The 22,599-nt window shown below is 62.7% G+C and carries 29 protein-coding genes; 5 read left to right on the top strand and 24 right to left on the bottom strand.

The window, feature by feature from the left end:
• Positions 1–61 precede the first annotated feature (61 nt).
• The 4 genes from AC3ANW_RS08820 to AC3ANW_RS08805 are packed head-to-tail and all read right to left on the bottom strand — an operon-like array spanning position 62 to position 3,817.
• On the bottom strand, positions 62–2,521 hold the full coding sequence (locus tag AC3ANW_RS08820; protein WP_488344394.1) for a host specificity factor TipJ family phage tail protein: 2,460 nt from the start codon (positions 2,519–2,521) through the stop codon (positions 62–64).
• Complete coding sequence (locus tag AC3ANW_RS08815) at positions 2,506–2,919, bottom strand: NlpC/P60 family protein (RefSeq protein ID WP_488344393.1); 414 nt, start codon at positions 2,917–2,919, stop codon at positions 2,506–2,508. The genes AC3ANW_RS08820 and AC3ANW_RS08815 overlap by 16 nt, the downstream gene beginning before the upstream one ends.
• Before the next feature lie 20 nt (positions 2,920–2,939).
• The gene (locus AC3ANW_RS08810; RefSeq protein WP_488344392.1) at positions 2,940–3,422 is read right to left on the bottom strand and encodes a DUF1833 family protein; all 483 of its coding nucleotides are present in this window, start codon (positions 3,420–3,422) and stop codon (positions 2,940–2,942) included.
• Positions 3,422–3,817: a hypothetical protein gene (locus AC3ANW_RS08805; RefSeq protein ID WP_488344391.1), complete on the bottom strand. Its 396-nt coding sequence runs from the start codon at positions 3,815–3,817 to the stop codon at positions 3,422–3,424. Before AC3ANW_RS08805 ends, AC3ANW_RS08810 begins: the two co-directional genes overlap by 1 nt.
• A gap of 134 nt (positions 3,818–3,951) precedes the next feature.
• Between AC3ANW_RS08805 and bamE the strand changes: the two genes are divergently transcribed.
• Positions 3,952–4,353, top strand: a complete 402-nt coding sequence (gene bamE / locus AC3ANW_RS08800; RefSeq protein WP_488344806.1) for an outer membrane protein assembly factor BamE domain-containing protein — start codon at positions 3,952–3,954, stop codon at positions 4,351–4,353.
• Between the two features lie 3 nt (positions 4,354–4,356).
• Here the strand turns inward: bamE and AC3ANW_RS08795 are convergent, their stop codons facing one another.
• From AC3ANW_RS08795 to AC3ANW_RS08765, 7 genes are read right to left on the bottom strand one after another with little or no spacing between them, the layout of a single operon-like run.
• Positions 4,357–6,918: a tape measure protein gene (locus AC3ANW_RS08795; protein WP_488344805.1), complete on the bottom strand. Its 2,562-nt coding sequence runs from the start codon at positions 6,916–6,918 to the stop codon at positions 4,357–4,359.
• Entirely contained in the window at positions 6,911–7,471 is a 561-nt protein-coding gene (locus tag AC3ANW_RS08790) for a DUF6246 family protein (RefSeq protein ID WP_488344804.1), read from the bottom strand. The genes AC3ANW_RS08795 and AC3ANW_RS08790 overlap by 8 nt, the downstream gene beginning before the upstream one ends.
• 3 nt (positions 7,472–7,474) lie before the next feature.
• Positions 7,475–7,819, bottom strand: a complete 345-nt coding sequence (locus AC3ANW_RS08785; protein ID WP_488344803.1) for a hypothetical protein — start codon at positions 7,817–7,819, stop codon at positions 7,475–7,477.
• Positions 7,820–7,828: 9 nt separating this feature from the next.
• Positions 7,829–8,287 carry a phage tail tube protein gene (locus AC3ANW_RS08780; RefSeq protein WP_488344802.1) on the bottom strand — a complete coding sequence of 153 codons (459 nt, stop codon included), beginning with the start codon at positions 8,285–8,287 and terminating at the stop codon, positions 7,829–7,831.
• Positions 8,288–8,296: 9 nt separating this feature from the next.
• Positions 8,297–8,644, bottom strand: a complete 348-nt coding sequence (locus AC3ANW_RS08775) for a phage tail termination protein (RefSeq protein ID WP_488344801.1) — start codon at positions 8,642–8,644, stop codon at positions 8,297–8,299.
• Positions 8,641–9,012 carry a hypothetical protein gene (locus AC3ANW_RS08770; RefSeq protein WP_488344800.1) on the bottom strand — a complete coding sequence of 124 codons (372 nt, stop codon included), beginning with the start codon at positions 9,010–9,012 and terminating at the stop codon, positions 8,641–8,643. The genes AC3ANW_RS08775 and AC3ANW_RS08770 overlap by 4 nt, the downstream gene beginning before the upstream one ends.
• 24 nt (positions 9,013–9,036) lie before the next feature.
• Complete coding sequence (locus AC3ANW_RS08765; RefSeq protein WP_488344799.1) at positions 9,037–9,378, bottom strand: hypothetical protein; 342 nt, start codon at positions 9,376–9,378, stop codon at positions 9,037–9,039.
• A 105-nt stretch (positions 9,379–9,483) separates the two neighbouring features.
• Between AC3ANW_RS08765 and AC3ANW_RS08760 the strand changes: the two genes are divergently transcribed.
• On the top strand, positions 9,484–10,272 hold the full coding sequence (locus tag AC3ANW_RS08760) for an HNH endonuclease signature motif containing protein (RefSeq protein WP_488344798.1): 789 nt from the start codon (positions 9,484–9,486) through the stop codon (positions 10,270–10,272).
• Between the two features lie 136 nt (positions 10,273–10,408).
• On the opposite strand, the gene AC3ANW_RS08755 is transcribed toward AC3ANW_RS08760, so the two are convergent.
• From AC3ANW_RS08755 to AC3ANW_RS08725, 7 genes are read right to left on the bottom strand one after another with little or no spacing between them, the layout of a single operon-like run.
• Complete coding sequence (locus AC3ANW_RS08755) at positions 10,409–11,761, bottom strand: hypothetical protein (RefSeq protein ID WP_488344797.1); 1,353 nt, start codon at positions 11,759–11,761, stop codon at positions 10,409–10,411.
• Positions 11,761–12,063 (bottom strand): hypothetical protein, encoded by a 303-nt coding sequence (locus AC3ANW_RS08750; protein ID WP_488344796.1) that lies wholly within the window; start codon positions 12,061–12,063, stop codon positions 11,761–11,763. The genes AC3ANW_RS08755 and AC3ANW_RS08750 overlap by 1 nt, the downstream gene beginning before the upstream one ends.
• 16 nt (positions 12,064–12,079) lie before the next feature.
• The gene (locus tag AC3ANW_RS08745) at positions 12,080–12,448 is read right to left on the bottom strand and encodes a DUF7370 family protein (RefSeq protein WP_488344795.1); all 369 of its coding nucleotides are present in this window, start codon (positions 12,446–12,448) and stop codon (positions 12,080–12,082) included.
• Positions 12,445–12,891 (bottom strand): hypothetical protein, encoded by a 447-nt coding sequence (locus tag AC3ANW_RS08740; protein ID WP_488344794.1) that lies wholly within the window; start codon positions 12,889–12,891, stop codon positions 12,445–12,447. The genes AC3ANW_RS08745 and AC3ANW_RS08740 overlap by 4 nt, the downstream gene beginning before the upstream one ends.
• Before the next feature lie 10 nt (positions 12,892–12,901).
• Positions 12,902–13,900, bottom strand: a complete 999-nt coding sequence (locus AC3ANW_RS08735) for a major capsid protein (protein ID WP_488344793.1) — start codon at positions 13,898–13,900, stop codon at positions 12,902–12,904.
• Between the two features lie 9 nt (positions 13,901–13,909).
• Positions 13,910–14,368 (bottom strand): hypothetical protein, encoded by a 459-nt coding sequence (locus tag AC3ANW_RS08730; RefSeq protein ID WP_488344792.1) that lies wholly within the window; start codon positions 14,366–14,368, stop codon positions 13,910–13,912.
• Positions 14,369–14,371: 3 nt separating this feature from the next.
• Positions 14,372–15,685, bottom strand: coding sequence for a hypothetical protein (locus tag AC3ANW_RS08725; RefSeq protein WP_488344791.1), 1,314 nt, complete (start codon positions 15,683–15,685; stop codon positions 14,372–14,374).
• A 68-nt stretch (positions 15,686–15,753) separates the two neighbouring features.
• Between AC3ANW_RS08725 and AC3ANW_RS08720 the strand changes: the two genes are divergently transcribed.
• The gene (locus tag AC3ANW_RS08720; RefSeq protein WP_488344790.1) at positions 15,754–16,542 is read left to right on the top strand and encodes a hypothetical protein; all 789 of its coding nucleotides are present in this window, start codon (positions 15,754–15,756) and stop codon (positions 16,540–16,542) included.
• Between the two features lie 8 nt (positions 16,543–16,550).
• Here the strand turns inward: AC3ANW_RS08720 and AC3ANW_RS08715 are convergent, their stop codons facing one another.
• A complete protein-coding gene (locus AC3ANW_RS08715) occupies positions 16,551–17,480 on the bottom strand; it encodes a phage minor head protein (protein ID WP_488344789.1) in 930 nt (309 codons plus the stop codon).
• On the bottom strand, positions 17,477–18,874 hold the full coding sequence (locus AC3ANW_RS08710) for an anti-CBASS protein Acb1 family protein (protein ID WP_488344788.1): 1,398 nt from the start codon (positions 18,872–18,874) through the stop codon (positions 17,477–17,479). The genes AC3ANW_RS08715 and AC3ANW_RS08710 overlap by 4 nt, the downstream gene beginning before the upstream one ends.
• Between AC3ANW_RS08710 and AC3ANW_RS08705 the strand changes: the two genes are divergently transcribed.
• Positions 18,873–19,289 carry a hypothetical protein gene (locus AC3ANW_RS08705; protein ID WP_488344787.1) on the top strand — a complete coding sequence of 139 codons (417 nt, stop codon included), beginning with the start codon at positions 18,873–18,875 and terminating at the stop codon, positions 19,287–19,289. The genes AC3ANW_RS08710 and AC3ANW_RS08705 overlap by 2 nt on opposite strands.
• A complete protein-coding gene (locus AC3ANW_RS08700; RefSeq protein ID WP_488344786.1) occupies positions 19,286–19,648 on the top strand; it encodes a hypothetical protein in 363 nt (120 codons plus the stop codon). Before AC3ANW_RS08705 ends, AC3ANW_RS08700 begins: the two co-directional genes overlap by 4 nt.
• Positions 19,649–19,655: 7 nt before the next feature.
• Here the strand turns inward: AC3ANW_RS08700 and terL are convergent, their stop codons facing one another.
• Genes terL through AC3ANW_RS08680 form a run of 4 tightly spaced genes read right to left on the bottom strand, consistent with a single transcriptional unit; the run spans position 19,656 to position 22,581 of the window.
• Positions 19,656–21,026: a phage terminase large subunit gene (gene terL / locus AC3ANW_RS08695; protein ID WP_488344785.1), complete on the bottom strand. Its 1,371-nt coding sequence runs from the start codon at positions 21,024–21,026 to the stop codon at positions 19,656–19,658.
• A gap of 26 nt (positions 21,027–21,052) precedes the next feature.
• Positions 21,053–21,499 carry a DUF2280 domain-containing protein gene (locus AC3ANW_RS08690; protein WP_488344784.1) on the bottom strand — a complete coding sequence of 149 codons (447 nt, stop codon included), beginning with the start codon at positions 21,497–21,499 and terminating at the stop codon, positions 21,053–21,055.
• Positions 21,500–21,541: 42 nt separating this feature from the next.
• Positions 21,542–22,129 (bottom strand): putative metallopeptidase, encoded by a 588-nt coding sequence (locus AC3ANW_RS08685; protein ID WP_488344783.1) that lies wholly within the window; start codon positions 22,127–22,129, stop codon positions 21,542–21,544.
• 38 nt (positions 22,130–22,167) lie between these two features.
• Positions 22,168–22,581 (bottom strand): hypothetical protein, encoded by a 414-nt coding sequence (locus AC3ANW_RS08680; RefSeq protein WP_488344782.1) that lies wholly within the window; start codon positions 22,579–22,581, stop codon positions 22,168–22,170.
• Positions 22,582–22,599: the final 18 nt, after the last annotated feature.

The following is a 22,599-nucleotide window of genomic DNA, read 5'->3' as shown; positions in this document are numbered from 1 at the left end:
GTGCAAAAGCGACCGCCGCGAAAATCGCGGAAGTCGCCCATAGGTTCGGAGTGGGTCGCTGCTAACTGTCCGCTGCGTAAACCCTTCCGTCGTATTGCGCCAGCGCCAGGGCGAACTCCCCTGCTGAGTTGGGCTTGATCGAGGTGGCCACGTACAGGCCGGCCGACTCCACCTCAGCATCCGTCAGGCCCACCGCGAAGGCGTAGCGACTGCCCAGCTGGCGTTCGGCGTCGGCGATATAGACGCCAGCCGGCAGCGGAGCGACTTCCACCAGGTCGCCGGCCGGATAGCAAGGCAGCGGCGATCCGATATGCCGGCCGTCGGCTCCGGTGAACAAGATGCGGCCCTCCGCCTGGCCCTTCCAGTCCAGCAGCTCGCTGGTGGCGATGAAGTTGCCGCTGATCGCGAGCACCTCGCCCGCCTGCAGGCCGTCGTCCCCGGCGAAGTCGTTGGGGTCGATCCATCGGACCAGACTGCCCACGCCCAGCGATGCAGCGTCGTTCAGCGCAGTGTCGCTGACGCTCTCGCGCTGGTACAGCAGCTTGCGGGCTTCCAGTTGGGCGCGGTCGTTCGCTTGGTACAGCGTCGTGCAGCCGGCCATCTTGATCTTCAGTGGATTGGCGGATTCGCCCACGACCACGGCGCCGGTGGATATGTCCAGACGGACATAGGCCTTCTTCGATTGTGTGGTCTCGTCCACATATTCGACCTCCACGCCGTCATTGCTGGCAGGCAGATGCGCGGCATAGCTGATGGCCGATTCGCCGCCGGCGGCCAGGTTTCGGTAATCCAGCTGCAGCTCGGGATAGCTGCGCGCCTGGTCGCGGGTAACCGTCCACTTCTGGCCATCACGCCACAGCGCGCAACGGGCTGAATCGGCCGCCAATTGCATGCGCTCGCCCAGGCTCATGTCGGCATCGTCCAGGCTGGCGTCGAAACGCAGTACGTAAGCGTCCTCGCCATGTTCGCCATTGATCGCCGCCAGCTTGTCGGTGTCGAGCTCGGTGATGCTGTTTCCGGCCAAGGTCCATATGTGCGCCATGGCCCGGCCGAAGTTGCGCGATGCGCTGAGAGCATCGGACGTGAGCGTCCGGACATGGCGCGCCCACCGCACGTTGAACTTCCGATCGCTGAAGCCCGTGGCCTCGGTGGTGGCCTTGGTGGTCACCCGGATCACGGTCACGCCTGGCAGCACCTTGGTCGGGTAGTGGCGGACCGCGTATAGCTCTTCTAGCTTTGCCACATCAGTGCCGCCATCGCCAAGTTGTGGCGTCAACCTGGTGAACTGGATCTGGTATCGGCCATTCCCGCCAAACGGCACCACATCGGTGGTGCGGAACTGCTGGTCGTAGCTGTCCGCCGCATAGGTGTTGATCTGGCTCTGCCGGGTGCCGGCCACTTCAGCGCCATTGCTGTCGACCCGCCACCACTCGGCGCGGATGTCGACCGAGCCTTTGAGGCCGCGGAGAAACACCGTGTTCCAGCGCATCCGCGAGGCGGTCACCGGCAGCGTGTACGGGCCGAGCGTGATTTCGGTAACGCGGTCGAGGGTGATCGTGAGGCCGACGCCCGCGAACGTCTCGTCTTCCGTCCAGGTCTCGCTCGAGATCGTGAAAACGCAGGAGCTGCCGACAACCTCATACGAAAGCAGAACACCCGTCAGGTTGCGGATGACGGGCCCATCTTCGCCGCCGCTTTCAACAGTGAAGGCCACCGACACCGTGCCGTCGGGCGCCATGCTCTTCAGCTGGTCGAGGTGGCTCCCATTGGGGACGGTGATCGTGAAAGAATCTTCATCAGTGACCGCGACATAGTTGCCGACGGCTATGACATTCGCATAAGGGACGGCGTACCCCAGCTCCTGGCCGTTCACCTCGTCGCTTTCGAACGTCTCCAGCACGTCGAGCAGCGTCGTGGCTCCCAGCTCGGGATAGCCGCCGGACGGGACCGGCTCGAACAGTTCGTAGCTCGCGCCATCGATGTCTCCGATCGGCGTCTCGGCGTAGTTGACTGCGGTGATGGTGCCCTTGCCCAGGCTGACGCACATCCACTCCGTGACGTACTTGATGTTGTCGATGTATTCGACGGTGCCCGGCTGGATGATGTCGGGCCAGACGCGGCGCAACCCGTAGACGTCTGGGATAGCCTGGTAGGCGCGCGGCCGATTGGTCTGGGCCGTCAGCTGATTGTTGGGGCTGTCGTTGCCGGTGGTGGTGCCGGCGACCTTGGGCATCAGGGCAAAGGTGACTGCGACCGAAGCCACCACCGCAGCCAGCACCCACCAGCCGAGTTCAACGCCGCTTTCCGGTCGGCGTTGCACGGTGATGAAGTCGGCGATCGTCGGGTAGCGGTCCATCAACGGATCCGTGGCCGGGTCGATTTCGCAGCCGTTGGCCAGCACCTTGCATTCGCCGCCAGCGAGCAGATGGCGTTCTATGTTGGCCTGGATGGAGACGGTGAAGTCCCACGGGTGGCGGTGGCGGCCGGAAGCGCCGGCCGGGTCATTCAGGATGGTGAGCAAGGCGCGTACCGGTAGAAAGTGAGGCGGCCATACGCGCGCTCGATCATGGAGAGGCGGGTTACCCGTACGCTGCCGGGCGGCTGCCGATCGTTCTCCTGCGCGTGCAGAACCATGTCGCTCGTGAGCAGCACACCGCAATGTGATGGGGCACCATCGCGCCAGGCCATCCAGCAGGTGGCGCCTGCTTCGGGTGGGCATTCAATCCAGCCGGTGGCCTGGCTGAATCCTTCGGCAATGTCGGTCTGCGGCACGGCGCCCAGGTCGACGCCCAGCACATGGCGGAACCACAGGACAATCAACCCGTAGCAGTCGCAGGCGTCGAAGTCGGAGCGCCAGCGGACCCACGGGATGCCGACGGTGCGCGCGGCGAATTGGTCGGGTGTGAGTAGTGCTTCCACCCTGCCAGATGCTACGAACGTCAGACTAGCTCGAGACCCGTGAAGACGTCAGGCGTGTAGATCACCGCGGCCGATCGACGCATGGGATTGTCCAAAGTGGCCGACACTTGCACCGAGTCGGTGTTGAACGTCACGCCGCCCGCATCGGAGACGTACAGCCGCCAGGTGATGGCCGGTGTGGTCAGGTCATCCAGGTAGACGCTGTAGGTGCACCGGATGGGATCGCGCGTGCCATAGGCCCGCACCATGCGCAGCTGCTTCTTGAACTCGCGGCCCACCACGATGCGGGGGAATGCCAGGGTCAGTTTGGCCGTGGCATCGCCCGACTGGTCCGGTGGCTTGATCGTCATGGGCGCCGGCTGGTGCACCTGGCCGCCGAGCGTGACAGACTCGAACTGGTCGGCAACCAGCCGGAACGGCGAGACCCAGGCCGGGTGTTCGAAGACCACCGTCTGATAGACCGGCAGCGGGCTCTTCGAGGACCAAAATTCCTTTCGGTCCATCAGGCCTCCGGAAGCGCTTCGTTCACCGTGCGGTCGAGGAACTCTGCCCAGCCGCGCCAGTCGGGCAGGCCCAGGATGATGTCTTGCGCGTCGATGAAACTCTGCGGGATCAGCTGCTTGCGCGTCATCAGCTTGACGCTGTACGTCCACACGCCGCCGTCTTCGGTTGCGTCGCCGAGACCGTCAGCCAGGAAACGGCACAGGAAGGTCTGCAGGCCGAATTCGGTGCTGATCGGCATCGTGAACCAGTCCAGCCCGCGCGCGATCTGCTGGGTGAACCACAGCTGGAAGGCCACCGCCTGGTCCGTGCTGAACTTGAATTGCGCGACCCAGAAGACGGGCGTATCGGTTCCCGAAGCCTGCGCAAAGCCGGGCCCACGCCGAGGGTCAGCCATCGAGAACGCAGCCGGCTGGGTTCGGCTCTTCGCCGCGCGCTGGAGAAGTGGGAGGGTTGAGGGGTAGGCGACTGGCACCTGGGGGATGTTAGGGAGTCGCCCATCTATCATCCGACCATCCAACAAGAGCCCACATGCTGAAATTCGCCACCACCCTCTTCGTCTTGACGCTAGCTGGTTGTGCCGCCAGCGGCGTCAAAGTCACCGACGAACAAGTGGCCGCATTCAAGGCGGGCGAAACCACCAAGGCCCAGGCCATGGCCGTACTGGGCAAGCCGACCATGCAGATGCGGTTGGCCGACAACACGTCGATCGTGATCTACAGCCACTACGAATCGCGCGTGCGGCCGGAAACGCTCATCCCCATTGTGGGCGCCTTCGTGGGTGGCGCGGACAGCAACTCCAACACTATGACCCTGCGTTTTGATGCCGCCGACCGCCTTCTGGATACCAGCAGCAGCACAAGCAACTTCGGCACCGGCACCGGGCTCGCCGCTGGTCAGCCATCGGCTGTGTTGGACCAGCCTCGCAAGTAGCGCTTACAAGCCCGCGCCGCGCACGTTGGTCGTGCCTTTAAGGGCCGACCAAACCTTTCCTTCCCTGTTTTGGATTTGGTTTGCAACCATGGCCACGGCAATTTCAACGGTTTTTGAATCAGGGTTCACTGAGGCCGTTGCTTGCGTGCCTGCCGCAGTGTTGTTGATGTTGATCGTCCACTGCACCCCGCCTCCTGCCTGATCTGCCGGCGTAACCTGGCCCGACTTGGTCGGCAGCATGTATTGCTGGCCGTTGCTGCCAGTGAACATTTCCGGGGCGCCTGTTTCATTCACGCGGTACATGCCGCCGGCATTGACGCCGCCGCCATACATCCTGGCGCCTGCCAGCGGGGCCGAGGCAACGGCAGGCGCACCGATCGCGGCGGCTGCAGCCCCTGCGGCGGCAGCTGCGGCCGGCGCGAGGCCGGGGCCGATGATCGGAATCGCGGCGGTCGCGGCGAAGGCATTCTGCGCAGCCAGTGCGCTCATCCCTGCGACCTGGGCTCCGACGCTGGCCGCATAGACGGCACCCATCGCCGCCTTCTTCGCCTGGTCGGCAGACGCCAGCGTGTTCGCCAGCAGGGAATTCTTGACCATCTCCATGCCGACGCGGATCAGGGCGCCGACGGCCTCGGTCGTCACCGTGTTGGCCAGGCTGCGCATCACGTCGGACAGGGTCATCGTGCCGTTGATGAGCCCCACGATGGCGCTCGCGCCAGTGCTGCTGAGCGCGTTGAGCGAGTCGACCACCAGGGCATTGGATTCGCTCTGCGAACGGAAAGAGGCCTCCGCCAAAGCGAGCCGCTGCTTCTCATACTCGTTCTGGATCTGCGTGCGCGCCGCCACCCCCTGCGCCGTAGCATCGACGCCGGCCGCCGCCATCATGGTCTCGTACTGTTTCACCAGGTCCAGCTTTGCCTCAAGCTCCTGCCGCAGGGCGTCGACCGGGTTGATGGCCCGCGTGAGGCTGGCAGCGTATTCCAGCGCGGCCTTACGCTCGGCGTTGATCTTCTCTTCGGCGCGCTTCTGCTCATCGAATCGGCGCTCGCCGTCCTTCACCGCGGCATCGAATTCCCGGTCCATGATCTTCTGACGATCCTGGCGGGCGTTCTCGGTGATCAGCGTGATCGCATCTTCCGACTGCTTCTTGGTAATCTGGCCGGCGGCCAGGTGCTCGGCGTTCTTGCGAAGCGCCTCCTGTTCGATGATCCCGACGCGGTCCCACTCGGTGGCCGCTGCGGCGGACAGGCCGGACAGGTAGCCGTCGGCATCGAACTTCTTGCCGGCCTTGGGCTTGTCGGCCGCACCGGGCACCGCCTTGAGCTTTGAGGGTGCAGCCGTCGGATTGATCGACCCGCGACCGCCGCCTGCGCCCTGCACCCATGCCTCGCGCATCTGCTCACCGAACAGCTTGCGCTTGGCCAACGTCTTCGCGTCTTCAGCATCGAGCTTTGCGCGGCGTTGGGCGGCGTCGGTCGTCATCTCTTTGCCGATGGCCTTTGCGCCCGCGAAGTCGCCCCGCATCACCGCAGCGATCTGCGCGCCGATGCCGCCGATTTCCTTGCCGATGCCGGTGAACACGAACGCGACGTTCCGGCCCAGGACGCTGAGCGTCTGCCACACCATGTCGGCCGCATCGACCACATAGGACAGAGCGTTGCGGGTCTCGTCCGCCCAGGTCTTCACCGCAGCGTTGCGGCCGAGGGTGCCGGCCTCCGAATTCACGGCACCGAACTGGTCGGCCAGCTTTTCCAGCACCTGGCCAAGGCCCTGCGACGCACCAGTGAGAACGGTGCTTGTGCCGGTCAGCTGGTCGAGCTTTTCATTGGCGCGCCCTCCGGCGTCCATCATCACCTGAAATGCGCCGCCGACGGTCTGCGGGAATTTCGCGAAGTCGGCCTCGATCCGGCCAGCCGCAGAACTCAGCGCGTTGACCACCACGTCGGATGTCAGCTTGCCCTCTTCGCCCAGCTTTTTCAGCGCGCCCACTGGAACCCCGATGCCATCGGCCAGCTGGCGCATCAGGTAGGGCGCGTTCTCCATGAGGGAGCGCAGCTCGTCACCCTGGAGCTTGCCGGAACCCAGCGCCTGGCCGAACTGCAGCATTGCGGCCTTGGCTTCGACCGCCGACGCGCCGGACACCTTGATCGCCTTGCCCAACAGCTCCGTGATGCGCAGCGTATCGCTTTGCGTGCCGCCCATCTGCAGGAGAGACTGGTTGAGCCGGGTGAAGACTTCGATGTTGCCGGCGACAGCGGTCTGCGTGGTGCGACTGATCGCGATGAGCTGGGCCATTGCGGCCGAGCCGGATTCAATGCTGCCGGCGGCCACCTCCACCCGGGCCGCCATCAGCCGGATCTCATCGGCCAGCTGCGCCGCCTTGATCACGGCGAATGCGGCGGCCAGCGCCTTTGCGGCGGCGGCTACGGCGTTGAACTTGCTGGGCAGCTTGTCGACTTCCCTCCCGACCTTGTCGAGCTGGTCGGTGACAACGCGGACCTCCACCAGCAGCTTGCCGGTGTCCAGCGTGACGTCGTAGTAAATCTCACCGACTTTTTCAGCCACGTCGTTTCTCCTGCAGGTTCGTCAACGCCTTTGCGTATTCATCGCGGCTGGGCACGTCGCGCTTCTTGTTTTGCTCGGGGAACTTCATCTCCAGCATGGTCTGGAATTCGGTCATCGACAGGGCCTCGGCGTCGGCGCTGGACAGGCCCAAGTGCACGCGCGCGGCGGAGACGTACTCGGCGGCGTCGAAGCGGTCAGAGTATTTCCCGTCGCCCTTACCGTCTGGCTGGGCCTTGCCAGCGATGCCGTGCTGCATGAGGTGGCGGGCAATAAACACCTGCTCAGAGAGGGGCATCGAGCCTGCATGCCACTTCAGCGCGGCGCCCTCGCCTGGCTGCATCCAGCCCAGCAGCGCGGTCGGGTCGTCCTGTTCGCAGAGGCAGCCCAGCACATAGCGGGCATTGGCTTCAGCGTCGGCGCCGAACAGGCCGACGTACAGCGCGACGATGGCCTGGGGATCCCCCAGCGTGGCGATGCGGCCAAACGACGGCGCGAAAGTGAATTCCGAGCCGTCCGGGGTTATGGCCCGGACGAACCCGGATTCGACCAACATGGCTCAGAAGTCGAAGAGTTGGGCCTTGATGCCCGCGCCGCCGAGCAGGTGCACTACGCCCTTGCAGTAGGCGCTGACCGTGGATAAGACCACGGCTTTCGACTCGCCCGCGGCCAGGGGGATGACCAGGCCGGCGGCGACAGAAACACTGCCCACACCGGGGACGGCGACGGTGGTGGCGGCCGTGCCATCGAGCGTTGCGCTCAGGGCGCCGCCGGTGGTGTTGGTCAGCACGAGCAGCTGCTTCTTGGTGGGCTTAAACGAAATAATGTCGTCGGCCGAGAGCGTTGCGATTGGCGCAGCGAAGACGCCAGCCTGGCCAGCGTTGATGGAAGAGATGGCAGCCATGTCGGTTCCTTAATCTGCGCGCACGTAGGCGATTTCGCCATTGCTCATGCCGGAAATGCTCCAGGTGGCAGCATCGGCATAAGGCCGGTCATCCGACCATTCGCTGATGATGAAAGGCCCCTGGTACATGTCGCCGTCCGGATCGATCATCTGCAGCCAGACCATCGGCTGGTTGTTCGTTTCCACACCTGGGCTGATGGCGTGCGCCTTGAAATCCTTCTGGCTGTAGACGTCGTCGTCGTAGCTGACGCCGTCGCCCGAGAATTCGCCCGACTTGAAGGTGACCAGGTTGGTCTTGGTGAAGGCCGGGCTCTGGTCGGCAGTGGTGTCGACGGTGTCCCAGCTGATCTTCATGGACTTGCCGCGCATCATGCCCAGCCGCTTGAAGGTCAGCCCGGCCGGGTCGGCATCGGGCAGCGCGATCGCGAAGTTGATGACGGTGTCGCGGCCGGTAAAAGCTCCAGACATAGTGATTCCTCAGTTGGTAATTGCCGAGATGGCGATTTCGAAAACAGACCGGCCGTCATCGGTGGCCTGGTAGACCGGCTCGGCCGGCTGCATGAAGACCAGGTCGCCGCTGCTCGCGCGCATGGCTTCAATGACGGCGTCGGCGGCATTGGAGGCGACAGACACCTCTTCGTTTTCGGCCCCGACCAGCGTCAGCGTGAAGGCCGGCCGGCGGACAAGCTCTGCAGGCAGGCCACCTGCGGGCCGCAGAATCGCGTAGCGGTAACCGCCGCCGTCATCGCGCCAACGGCCAAACTGGACGCGCCAACCCAGCAGCAGCGGGGCGATGAAGTCGCGCAGGGAGTCGGCGGCGCTCATGTCTTCAGCGTGCCCTTGATGACGGCATCGATCAGCGGCTTGGCGTTCTCGAAGCCCAGGCGCAGGAACTCTTTTTTCGCCGTGGGGCGGCGGAATTTCTGCTTCACATCCGGGTCGTTGACCGGGATGGCGTAGTCCGCGGTGTAGCCGGTGCTGCCGACGATCTTGGTGCCCTCTTTGGTCACCTGGTTGTATCGGCTGTTGATCAGGTTGCCGGTGGCGATGGGCGTCAGCATACTGGCTTCGGAGCCGCCCAGAATCAGCGACTGCAAAACCGACCGCGCGGCTTTGCGCTCAACCTCCGAGACGAACTTCGGCAGGTTGTTGGTCAGCCTGACCTTGTTGATTTTGACGCCGTTGAAAGCCATCCAACGAATGCTAGGAAGACTGGCCTACGACATGATCTTGTAGTCGTCCGCTTCGTTCTGGAAGGTGTCGGCCCACCGCGTCACCGCCCGCACCTCCAGGGCGCCGGCCTGGATGGGGCTGACCACCGCCGACGCCCCGATCAGCACCATGTCGCCCTGCTTGGCGGTCGAAAGCTCTGTGAAAAGCACCTGCCGAGTTGTGAACTCGATGCCCTTGGCATCGGTCATGCGTTCGGACTCTGCGGTGTAGTCGCAGGCGAACGTCTGGGGCGGGCCGTAGGTGCTCAGGCCGGTCCAGTCGTCACGACCGAGGTTGGGCCAGATGGTTGCGCGGGAGGTGTAGCTGAAGTGGGCGGCTGAGGACATTCAGCAGATGCTACGAATAAGCGCCCACTAATGCACTGCCACAGGGTACGCTTGCCGGCCGGAATAGCGCGACGCCTGAAAATCTAATTTCAAACGGAGTAATGAATGGACCGAGCTGCAATACCCCTACCACTTAAGCGCGCTGTTCGGCAAGCTTGCTACTTCGGGTGCGTCATATGCGGCAGTCCGGTTTTTCACTATGACCACATAGAAGAATACAACGTCGTCCAAAAGCACGAGCTGGATAACTTGGCGCTGCTATGTGAACAACATCATGGCATGAAGACGACGGGAAAGATATCCGCAGAATTTGTTCGCAAGTGGCGCAATGAACCCTTTAATAAAACAAGAAGTCATACCGCTGGGTATGCATTACCAAAAGATTTTAGTTTCGCCGTAACATTAGGATCGAACCTGGGGTACACCACGTTTCCAAATGGCAATGGTCAGTACCATGTGCTATGGGTAAATGGAATGTCTTTGATAAGCATAACAGCGGTGGACGGCTGGGTTTCTCCGTCGTTAGTGCAGATCGATGCTAACGGCCATTGCCGTTTGCAGATTTTAGAAGGTGAGGTGACGGTATCCACCCAAGTTTGGGACTACACGTACATTGGATCTACGATAACGCTTCGGGACGCAGCCGGCGAAATAGCACTGGAAATGATGCTCACGAATACAGAACTAAAAGTGGCTCGTGGAGCATTTGAAGACGGAAAGGCGAACGGGTATTTTATTCGCGACGGGCAGCTCGTTGAAATGATCAGAGACACGCCAGTAGGTGTAAGCGTGGGGTCGCTAATGATTGACAACCGTAGGGGCGGCTGGGGAATGATAGTAGACCGCCCAGACCTCGAAAATCCAGGCGGATTCGGTCATTTCAGACGTGCGTAATATCTCCGCAGGCGGATAGATTAAGGAGCAACATTGACTGCTTGCGTCGTCCCGCCCTCACCGGTTTCTGCGGTGAGGGTGTGCATTTATGCCGGCATAGGATTGGAATTCACAACGCCAGATTTAGCCAATGCCGTTATGCCATGCCATAGCAGTCCATTGTTCCGCCGCTGCTGGCATCCAAAACAATGGGGACGCCAGGTGCCGGCAGAACATTGACCTCGTACAGGAACGCCGCTCCAGTGCCGGCAATCTGGACGCTGGCACTGGCAACATCGGTTCGCGCAGATGGGCGCACCTCGCCGCCGTACATCACAAAACGGGATGCGTCGATGAATGCCACCACACGGCCATCACTGCCACCGTATTTGCACATCATCATGAGCGCGGTGCAGCCTTCATGCCCCGTGGTCGCATTGTCTGTTGCGGTGCCGCTGTAACCGTTTCGTGACAGCACCGTGCTGTAGAAATAGCTCGCATGCGTCACGCCCGAAGCATTCGCATGGATGTTCTCGGCATCACGGAAGTTCCACGACAGACGCTCATAGAACGAGTAGTAGTCATAGGCCCCCGTAATTGCCAGTCCGTTGGAACCGCCTGATCCTATGAAGTTTACACGGTCCATAACCAGGCGGCCTCGAATGCCGACTGCGGTCTGCAGGTTGGTGGCGTTAAAGGCGTTTCCACCGACAAACGTTACTTGAGACGCCCAGAAGGTAAATCCCGCAGTGGCCGCTGCAGTAACGTTTGCTGCGCCGTTGTTGCCCGCGGCGCTGTTCTGCACCTGCATGTACGCATCGCCCACCAGATTCCGGTCGTCGTGCGCACGGACATACACTACGCCTGCGGTGGTGTCGTGGAAATACGAACCAGCCGGCGCGGTTTGCATGGACACAAGACTTGCGACAGCCGTAAGCATCAGCTCTTCCGTGCCGTTCAGGACAGCCTGGCGAAGATCGATTGCCGGCCCGGTGTTCGCTGTACCTGTCGCACCCGGCGTGCTGTAGAAATTGTACGTTGCGTCTTTAGTCCAGACCGGCAGGGTGTGCTTGCTGATCCAGATGCGTCCACCGTCTGAGGCTCTCAAGATCACAGATTTAGTGGGGCTGATGCCACCGGTGCCGCGTGCGCCCCAGAGGATGCGCGAAGGCGGGGCGACCATCACAATGTCGAGAACATCTGCATCAGTTTTGGCGAGCGCGGTGCCAACGTTCAGCAGTGGAGCCGCCTGCGTGCCGGCATTTGTATTCACGCCATTGACGGAATCCGTCCAATACTGCTTTACGACCCCGCCGGTCGGCTTCAGGTTTTCCGCCGTGGCAGAAGTTGCGTAAACACCCGGAGCAACGCGAGTGATTGTGAAGTCCCGCAAGATGCCTGACGGAAGAGCCATCACGGAGGGTAGGACGCCTAGATAAGCTCCTGCAGCCTTGACGAACATCCCGGCCATTGCGGCATAAACGCCGCTTTTCTTAACGCTCGCACCCATTACGCGCTCGGCAGATAAATGGTGCCGTCGGGACGACCGTCGGCGTCGGGCGGGACTGCTGCCGCCACGACCACCTCACGAATGTCACGGGACACGATGTGGTGGCTGCACGGTCCGGAGACGGCAATGACGCGGTGGCGGATCACCGTCGGGAACGGCCCAAAGTCCTGCGTGTTGGACGTCACGTTCACCAGGGCAGATCCATCCGCTTTCACAGTAGCAACACCGGCCGCGGCAACCCGCAACACCCGGCCCGCAGGCAGGAACACTTTGGCTTGAGAGCCCTGAGAGAGGTCAGGCATGTGGAGGCTCCGGCGGTCAGCAGACCACCATGAAAAGAGTGTTGGTTGCCGGGTCAGCGCCGACCAGCGGACCGGTAATGCCGGCCGTGTCGAGGCCGGCCAGCGTGCGGCGCAACTGGGTCAGGCTGTTATCAAAGTTCTTGAAGCTCTGCGAGGCGCCGGAGGGAGCACCCTGAGAAGCGATGCGCCGGGGTGCGCCGGCCGCCGCGATGATGGCCACCGCATAGGTCTGGATCAGCAGGCGCCTGGTGGCGTCGTAGCCGGCTTCGACCATGCGCTGCTCGACGGTTGCCACGGTGGCCACCGCAGCCTCCACGATAAAAAACGGCACGCTGACGCCGAGCGAGTCGCTCAGATACGCCTGGGCCTGCGTGGCCGTGATCATTTCTTCTTCGCAGTCGTGTTGCCGTTGGCTGCCGCATCGACTGCAGCAGCCTCAGCAGCAGCCAGCTTTTCGCGGAGGTCAGCCGCCTCCTTTTCCGCTGCATCACGGGCCTCCGACATTTCGTTAAAGGCTTCGGCGGCGCCCTGCAGTTGCAGCTGCAGATCGTCCTTCGCCTGCTCAGCAGCAGCCAGCTTTTCGCGGAGGTCGGCAATGTCGGCAGCGATCGCTTCAATGGTCGGCAGCGCTTGGCCGGCACCGGTCAGCGGTCGATTCACCCCGTCCGGCGCAACTGGCTCCGGAAACTCGACGGTCGCCCGAACACCATCCGGAGCGATGCTGCACTTGCCCTGCGCCCAGGCGGGCAGGTAGGGCATATCGACCACATCGCCCACCTTGGCGCCAGCAGGCCAAGGAGCCTTCAGAAACTTGATTTCGTACAGCATGGCGCGCTCCTTAAGCCTGGGTGCCGTGGATGAAAGCCGACTGGCCGGCGAAGTCGCTGCGGAACTGCGGGGCAGCTGCTGCGATGACGCCGAACACATAGTCGTCTTCCGGCTCGATCCGGGTCTTGGGCCGGGTCGTCAGCGGCATGGCCGACAGGATGCCGCCCCATTCGCCGGCGTCCAGATCCACGATCCCGATCAGCTCGTTCACCGGCAGCGACGAAGCCGGCAGGATTTCCTTGATCTGGCTGATGGCGCGCAGACGCTCCAGGATCGTGCCGCTGTAGTTGGTGGCGTAATCGGTGGTGTCGGCTGCCGTGTAGTCGCCCTGGCTGACGAACAGGGTGATCTGGCCGTACTGGTTGTCGCCCAGCGCGGCGGCGATGGCCTGCTTGACCATGGTCAGCCACTGAGCACCGGTGGCGGTAGCCAGCGCGAAGCCATGCACGAAGGTGTTGCGCGTCGGCAGGTTGCGCAGGCCGTAGATGGTGTTGCCGCCGACGTTGATGGACGACAGGCCGTTCAGCACCATGTCTTCCATCTTCTCGGCGATGCGGCGTTGGTTGTTGCCGATGGCCGCGGTGTCGAACATGCCGCCGCCTTTGCGCATGACTTCCATCTGGCGCCAGCCGATGCGGCTGTTCGACGTCAGGATGGGCACAGGGGTGCCAGCGAAGGTCATCTCGGGCGCGTCGGCCTTGGCAGCGTTGCGGCCGTCCATCGACACCAGCACTTCGCCGGAGTCGCCCATCTGTGGGTAGTAGTTCACCAAGTCGGCGATGCTGACCGGGATGGTGCTTGCCTGGGCAAGGCGGTTGAAGATCGGCAGGCGGCTGCGTGCCAGCATCTGTGCGCGGGTATCGATGCGGCGCCATGCGTCCAGCGGGATCGCCAGCGAGTTACCTTCGATCTGCATGGCAGCGTTGGCAGCCATGGCGGTCGCCCGGGCGTTGAAGCTGACACGGGCGGCCTTGATTCGGGCCTGTTGGTCTTCGGTGAACTTGAGCATGTTGACCCCTTAGGCCTTGGTGTAGAAGTTGGTGATGACCACATCGGCCAGTTCACCAGCGGCGACCGTCTTGCCGGCTTGGTCGTAATGGGCGACGACGATGTTCCCGGAGGCGGCTGCAGCCAAGCGGCCGGCAGCAGCGACGGTCAGTTCCTGCCCGGTGGTGTAGGTGCCGGCGGCCAGTGCCATCGCGTATTCGTCTTCGGGCTTCGGCAGGTAGGCGATGCCGGTCTCGCCCGATGCGTACGGGGTCAGCAGCGGCGAGGTGGCCAGGCCAATGCCGCCGGACGAGTAGAAGTCGCGGTCGCCCAGGATGCCGAGGCGTCCACCACTGACGGCGGTCGCCTGGGTCAGCTGGGTGGCACCGATGAATACGGCGGTGCCGGGCAGCAGCGCGCCGGACACGGTCTTGTCGGAGATGGTGCGGGGGCGCGGCACGCCGCTGCCGGAACGGAAAACACGGTTCATGGCTTATGCCTCCACTTTGTTCATGTCGTAGCCGTCGAACTCGTTGGCCGAGTTCTTCGCGCTGTTGCCGATCACCACCGGTGCGGCCTTGGCGTCCAGTTCCTTCAGGCGGGCCAGGGGCATGGCCTTGAAGTCGTCAGCGCTCAGCGAGGAGTTGGTCGCGAGCTTTTCGGCCAGCTTGTCGCGCTCGGCGTTCTCAGCCTTGGTCTTCTCAGCTTCGAAGCCGGCGATCTGGCTGTTGGCCGCGATCAGCTTTTCTTTCTCGGCGTTGAGCGCGTCGACATGGGGCTTGGCCTTCACGGCTTCGTACGAAGCGAGCAGCTGCGCGTCGGTCATCGCCGCGACACCGCTAATGCCGGCTGCATTGAGCGCGGCGATGATGGTTTCTTTCACTTGGTCGTCCTTTTGGGAGTTGGTGATGGGTACGTAATCGACCTTGCGTTTCACCGCCATGGCCTCGCCGACAAATGCTAGGGAGCCATCTGCGGAGACCGCATAGCCCTGCTTCCACAGACCTCCGTCGCGGTCAGTCCACACGAACTCACGGGCATAGACCTCACGCGGCCAGCCGCCCTCGGGCAGCAGGTTGCGCAGGCCGGTATCGATCTGGTCGAACGACAGTTCGGAGCCGTTACCGAGCAGCTTGTGGAGCCAGCCGGCCAGGCCCTTGCCGCGGAGGTCATCCGGTGCGGCGTTCACCTCGACCGTCTCGACCTCTTCGGGCTGGCCGGCCGAGTTGAGGAACATGCCGACGCCCTCGCCTGGCGTGCCGGCGCCCGACTCGTTCAGCAGGATGGCAAGGTGGTCGTACTGCAGCTCGGTGGCGATGGAGTCGTACTTCTTGCCGCGGCTCTCGCCGTTGGCAGCCACCTCCCGCAGCAACACACCGGTGCTGACGTGGATGGGCTCGGCATTGGTGCCGGCAATGGCGGCGTCCAGGCGCTCGATGAGAGACCGGCCGGCAACCGACGCCTGGGCCTGCTCGGCGTTCACGATCACATCGGTCAGGGTGCGGCCCGCCTCATGGCGCACGTTTGTGCAGTAGGCGCCGATCCAAGCGGAGGCCAAGGCTTCACCGTTGGCAGCGCTGATGTGCTGGCCGGCGGCGTTTTTCGGGTGGCCGGCCGGCGCGGGCTTGCCGGTCAGGCTGGGCGCGCCCGTCGCCAGCTCGGCGGCCGGGTACAGCCGGCGGTTCATCACGATGTCGTCCGTCGCGCCGCAGACGTCCCGGATGATGTATTTGCCGTCGCTCTTCGAGACGTTCGCCGCGTTGACGACGCTGCGGATGTGGACCCGCTTCTGATTCTTGCCTGCCATGTGCATGCCCCTTGTGGAGATGCTGGCTGATGCTAGGGAGCTACAGTTGGGCTTTGTTCCTCCCTCTTATGACTGACATACCTTTAGGACGATTGATCTCTGAAGTCGGCCGATTTTCGAGCTTTAACCAACTGTTAACGACCGAAAGCGGCGGCAATTTTCGACTTCCCGCAGAATCGGTTACGGAACTGACAGACGCCTTATTTTGGTTCTCGCAGATCGCAGCTCCTTTGGGATGGAGCGCCAGCTCGGCCCTTGCAACTAATGCAAGCGAATTAGCACGTTCTTTTCAAACCAATGGAGGAGGTGAATGCCAATTCACAGCGGAGCGAATCGGAATGTTCAAAAATGTTTTGAATTCGCTAATTATGTGCATAAAGACTGAAGCCGCCATATATGGCGCGATCTCACTTTCCCCGCCGCAGCAAAGGCTTATCAACCCTCCCGCGCCCATTTGGCCTGAAGTTCGAGAATCCGTAGTCGAAACCGCGTTTGATATTGACGAAGCCGCGAAATGCTTAGGATACGGCCGTGCTACCGGAGCTGTTTTTCATTGCATGCGAGTGCTTGAAATCTGTCTTAAAAAAATCGCAGTGCATCTCGGGATTGAGTTGAATACGAATGGAAATTGGGGAGCTATAATAGCTGCTCTGCGTGCAGAGATCCTTAGTCGTGGCCCATCTTGGGAAGACTACGGGCTATTCCAGGACATAATGCAGCACATGCATGCAACTAAAGATGCAGTGCGTAACTCGACAATGCATGTGGAAACTGTCTTTACCGTAGACGAAGCACAGTTAATTTTCCAAAACACCGGATCCTTGGCAAGAAAGATGGGTCAGGCGTTATCCCGGTAAATGAATCATCATCTGAGCCATGCCTTCCGCTCGTTGGCCATCGCCGACTGCAGCGCCTTCGTGAGGATGGGCTTTCCGTCAGCGTCCAGCAGCGCCTCGGTCTGCGCGCAGTGGCACCGGTAGCGGTTGCCGTTCGTGGCGTAAAAGGCCCGCACCTCCGCTGTGCTGTAGGTATTGCCGTTGCGGCTGGCGTGCCAGGCGCGGGTCGTCGGGATCAGCGCCGACGTCCACAGCATGGCGGTCTTGATGCCCAGCTCGGCCTCTGCGTCGTCTGCCTCGGCCCAGCGCGCCTCCCGCAGCGTGCCGGTAATTTCGGTCTGGGCGTACAGCGAGGCCCGCGACCTTGAAACATCCAGCACCTGCATGATTTCGGTCCGCACGGCCATCGGATTCTTGCCGTCGACCACCGCGCGGCCGATCACGCCAGCCAGGTCGGTGCGGGCCTTGTCGGTCAGGCCCGTCCAATGCTCGCGGGCCAGCGTGCGGGCGATATCGGCGCGGTTGCGGTAGGGCTGGCTGAACACCACCGACTGCAGCGTGCGCGTGGCGGCGTAGCTGGCCGACAGCTGCGTGAGGTTGGCGACCGTCTGCGCCGTGCCGAGTTGGGCGGCCTCCTGCGAGTAGACATCCCACCAGGCGACGTAATCGGCTTGGCGGCCATCAAGCACCCAGCGATCAAGCGCCGCCTGCAGGTCAGCCGTGGTCTGGTTCAGCACCTGGGGCGTAGCGCCGTAACGCACCGGCGGCAGCGTCTCCGAGCCCTTGTCGTCCTCGTTGAGCTGGTAGACCGGGATCCGAGCAAACACCGCCAGCACGTCGACCTGCAGGCCGCGCCACCGGCGGTTGATCTCGGCCAGGCTGCGCCGCAGGATGCCGCTGCTACCGGTGCGCTCGCGGGGGTTGCCCGGGATCACCGGGTTTCGGACGCGCTCGGTCACGGCTTGGTCTTCGTGGCGCCCTTCGGATCAGCGGCGGGATCGGCCTCAGGGTCTTCCGGACCAAGGTCGCCCTCCTCCGGCATGCCGTCATCCGCCCGGGGCTCGAAGCCGACCATCTGCCGCAGCTCGTTGGCGTCGAAGAGCGGCTCCGAGAGGCCTGACTGGAAGGCCTGCTGCATGGCCGCGGTGGCCTTGCCCAGGTTGGTCAGCTTGTCCAGATCGCTCGGCGCATTCACCGGCGGCCATTCCACCTCGAAGTCGCCGGCATCGATAACGCCCGCGGCCTGCATGCGACGGATGAACTCCTCGAGCATGGGCGTCAAGTCGTTCGCCTGGCGCGATGCACACCGGGCACCGAAGTCGGCCTTGTCCTCATCGCTGGCCAGGCGGCCGGTCTGCTGGCCGAACAGGATCGTGAACGGCACGCGGATGGACGCGGCGAACAGGTTGGCGGCGATGCCGAACTGCGGCGACAGATCTGACACCGTCGTCTGCAGCGTAGTCGCCTCCCCGCCCTGCAGCACGATGGAAGAATCCTGGTTACGGTTCAGGGAGCGGGTCTGTTCTTCGTGGACCTCACGCACCGACTTGGTAGAGATGCTGCCGTCTGGATTCGTCGTGTTGATGGCCGCCACCGACGACGTAGGGTCGTACTGGAAAACGATGGTCCGGGCACTGTTCTTCAGAGCCGATTCCGCACCGCCGCCGCTGAGCTTCTCGATGTCGACCAGGTTGTTAAACCCAGCCCGCAGCAGCGGCACGCCTTCGAACATGTCGCCCACGCTGCCCTCGGCCAGGATCTGCACTCGGGTGTGGTGGACGTCGCGCCAGGTCGCCGGCTGGGCCTGGGTGTCGACGGCGCCGATGGGCCGGGTGAGGTATTGGTACGTGAGCGGCTGGCCGTAGCGGTCGGAGTCCTCGTCCTCGTCCCACTTGGTGACCTTGATCTGGTCTTCGAACACCGGGATCAGGTCGACCAGCTTCGACGCCTTCGCTAGCGGGGCGCTGAGCGGCTGGCTGTCGGCCATGCGGTAGATGAGCGCGGCGTACCGGCCCACCAGGTTGCGGCGGTCGAGGTCACGCAGCTTCTGCCAGCCGTTGATCGAGCGGAGCAGCTTGCCCACCGCTGTTTCCCATGCGGTCTCCTTGTCGGCCTTGGGCTGCTTGATGCGGGGCAGCTTCTGCCAGCAGCCATCGAGCAGGCGATGCACTGCGCCGTGGGCTGCGCCGCCGCGGTCATAGGCCTGCTTGAAGTCCTCGAATGAGAGCGTGGCCTTGTAGCCGTACTGCTGCCAGGCAGTGGGACGTTTGGCGTCCATGCTGCCATACGAGGCCATCACGCTCTCACGCGCGCGGATCAGGTCGAGGCTGTTGGTGGCTAGCTGCTGGGTCATGCCCGACAATGCTAGGGACGGCAGGATGCCGCATACAAGGCAAGAACGCCTTACAAAGAAACCGGAGCTTCCAGTGGTAAGAATAAATGGCGAAAAATTGGTCGCCCAGTACACGCTTATTCTCAAGGCGTCAGAAGAGGCATTTATTGACCTTAGCGACTGTGGCTGGGCAATGAAAATGACAATTCGCTTTAATGATGCCGCCTCAACACCCGGCGCAGAGACTAGCGGCCCCCCAGCCGACTACAGAATCACGCTCAATAATTGGACAAACACCCAAGGATCATGCTTTCCAAACCCCGTCGCAATAGCAAACAAGCCAGGCCTACGCCTTTATTTAATGGCCGCCGGAAAGAGAATCGTCGACACCAATAAAATGGAACTTCAGTTTACAGAAAAAATTATCGCAGCATGAGCCCTACTCCTGTAACGCCTACTGCGATATCTGTAAGCGCTGTTCATATAAACACCAGCCAAACCGTCATTCAGATAACGCAAGATAAGCTAAAAATCGAATTAACCGAGCACATTTCGCTATGCGATCAGCGTAAAAACTGGCAAACGCCGGCAGCGACCCTTTTAACGCTCTGCCTCACCTTTGCCACCACCGACTTCAAAGATGCGCTTGGCTTGGGAAAAGAATCATTGAAAGGTGTTTTCGTTGTAGCATTAATACTAAGCGTGGGATGGCTCGTATATACGGTAAGACAAGCCGGGAAATCCATTACCATAAACCAACTGATTGAAAAAATTAAAAATACAGCTGGCCCGTAAACCGATTCTATAAAAATATCCCCGCCTGAGGATGCAGTAACGCATTAAACGCGCGCGCCGCGCCGTCTACCTGATCATCATATTTCCCGTTCGGGAACAGCCGGCACTCATCAATAAACTGCTGATTCCAGCCACCCTTCAGCAGCAGCACCGCCCCCGCATTGATCTGGCTGGCAAGGGGCGTGGCCCGGGTCACTTTGTCGCCTGACTCCGGGCTGAAGTGCACGGCGTGGCCGGCCAGCAGCTTGGCGAACGCGGCCACCTGACTCTTGCCGGCCTGCCCAGGATCCTGCGGAATGCTCTGTTTCAGCGCCCGGCCGTCGGACATAGCAGTGTTCTTCATGAGCATGTCCCGCTGGTGGGTCTCGAATTGCTCGCGCACGGCATGGCCGATCACATACCGACCATCCTGCATTCTTCCCACCTTCACCCCTGCGGTGAAGTCGCCGGATGCTGATGCACCCAAGTCCCAGCCCCGGCACCACTCGACCACGCCGGGCGGTATGACGTCGACCACGGTCATCAGGTCGGGCTTGATCACCCCACCCTCCGGTGGCGCCGGGCTCTGACGGTACTGGCCGGCGAACACGTAGGGCGCCGCCTTCTCCATCGCGCGCAGTACGTCGGCGCTGTGCTTCTCGGGCCAGAGCGGCGTGCCGTCCTCGTTCCACACTGGCAGACAGACGTGCTCCCACACCTCGCCATTGCCGCCCGGCTTCACCCCTGGTTCCTCGCCCAGCAGCCAGCCGGCCAAGTCGCTCTCGTGCAGCCGCTGCATGATCACGATGATGGGCGTCTCGGGGCTGTTTTTCCGGCTCTCCAGCGTGTTCTGAAACCAGTCGATGACGTTCTGCCGCATGACGTCCGAGCGCGCTTCATCGGCCTTGTGCGGGTCATCGATGATGATCGCGCCTCCGAAGCCTTCGCGGTGCTTGCCGGCGCCGAAGCCGGTGATGGTGCCGCCGGTGCCGGCCGCGTACATCACGCCGCCCTTGGTCGTCTTCCAGTGGTGACGTGCATCGGTGGCCAGTTCCACCTCAGGGAAGATTTCGCCGTAGACCTCGTGCTGCACCACGCCGCGCACGCCCGCGCTGTTGTTGATAGCCAGGTCGGCGCTGTAGCTGGCATGGATGAATTCCGAGTCAGGCACCTTGCCGAACGCCCAGGCGATGAAGTTCACCACCGCGAGCTCGGTCTTGGAGTAACGCGGCGGGACGTTGATCACCAAGCGTTTGCACTCGCCGCGGTAGACCCGCATGAGCGCATCGCAGATCAGCTTGTGGTGCCGAGCCCGCTGCCAGGTGAAGCCTTTGCGGCGTAGGAACATCCACCTGCTGAAGAAATACAGGTCCTGTCGCGCCATCTCGGCGGCGGCCATCGCCTCCCCGGCCGTGAATTCGCGCCTCACACCTCGGCAGCGATGCGGCGCGCTGTCTCGGCGAACTCGGCCGGCGTAAGGTTGGCCTGCTGGATGGGGCCGCCGTTCTTCCCGGTGTGTTCGCGCCGGTTTGTCAGCGCGCCGCCGCACTCCTTCGCTGCCTGCTCCAGCAGCTGCGCCACCATCGCCGAGTTTCCGCGCGACTTGGCCCGCTCGAACTCACGCTGTAGCGCGCGGAGGCGTACGGCCTGCTGCGCGATCGGGATAGTTGAAACATCATCGAGGAACGCCTTGCGAGTGGCTGCAAATATCTCTCGCAGCTTCTTCGCCATACCCTTGCACGAACCCTTCGTAGGGTCGTAGCCGGCCACCTGCTGCCGGGTGACCGTGACTCCGAATTCTTCCTTTACGGTGGTGGCGACCTCGGAGGGCGTGTCAAAGCAGGCCAGTCCTTGGACGATGGCCATCTTCATGGGTTCAGTGAGCTGTGCCATTTGGTACGGGCCGGGTCTGGGTTACGCGGCCCGCAGCAGGCAAGTCCCGCACGCCCCGGCGACGGATGAGCGGCTGACTTCCGGCACTCCCCTGGCTGCGGCTGCCAGCTGTGCGATCGCGCCGTTGGGATCGCCCGCACCGTACCGGCGAACCACCGCAACGAATTCTTCGACATCGTGGCCCTGAAGCCCGATCTTAGGAAGACCGTCCTTCGTGAACGACGGCGCTCCGAACGCATCCTTCAGGTGAGCCAGGTGGAACAGCTCATGCTCGACCAGCGCGCACCAGTCGGTGTCGGTGCATTCCTGGGCGTACCGGCCGTCGAAGGTGATCAAGAAGGTGGGCGTGTCGCCGAACCATTCCCGCATCTGCTGCTCCTGGCGGGCCTTCTGCCAGCCCCCGGCGCGGAACATCACCTGTTCGGTCTGGCCGATGACGGAGCGGCCTTGCTTGGCGAAGCCGCCGTTGGCCCACAGCACCTGCAGGTCGGCGTCGAGGATGTGGCGGTGGTCCGGGTTGTAGATAGAACCTCCTTCGTTCAACACCTCGCGGGTGATCCACTCCAACACCTCGGGAGCCGGCGCCAACGCGGTGCACGGGTTGTCCATTAAGGATGCAGGAGGAAGCGGGCGGCTCTGCCCTACCCTCACTTCGGTTCGTCGGCCCATACCCGGCTGTTCCTCATCTTGAATCGTTGTTTTGTGGGGCGCGGTGGGCGCTGGCGGGCCCGGCGGGCCTGCTCCTTCTCCTGCCACTCCTGGGTGTCCTGCTCGCGGACGCTGACGCAGCGGGTCACACCGTCGTGGGTGGTGGTGCGGTAGATCGCGGCCCTGGTGTCGTGGCCCTCCAGCTTCACGGTAACGGGGCGGTGGGCCAGATCGAACACCGATGCAGGCGCCCTGCATTTCTCGCGTTTCACTGCCGCTGCGCTGACGATGCTCCTCTGCACCGGCCATTCGTCGTGGCTGTCGTCGTGCGTGTGCGTTGGGGCAGCCGGCGCGCGTTCCTCGTCTACTGGGACGACGAAGTCGAATGCGAGTTGCCGGCTATCAAAGAACATCCTGCCCGTCCTTTTGCG

This window comes from Xylophilus sp. PBN-3R (assembly GCF_057747805.1).
The sequence above is the reverse complement of the archived record's forward strand: the minus strand, read 5'-3'. Positions and strand labels throughout refer to the sequence as shown.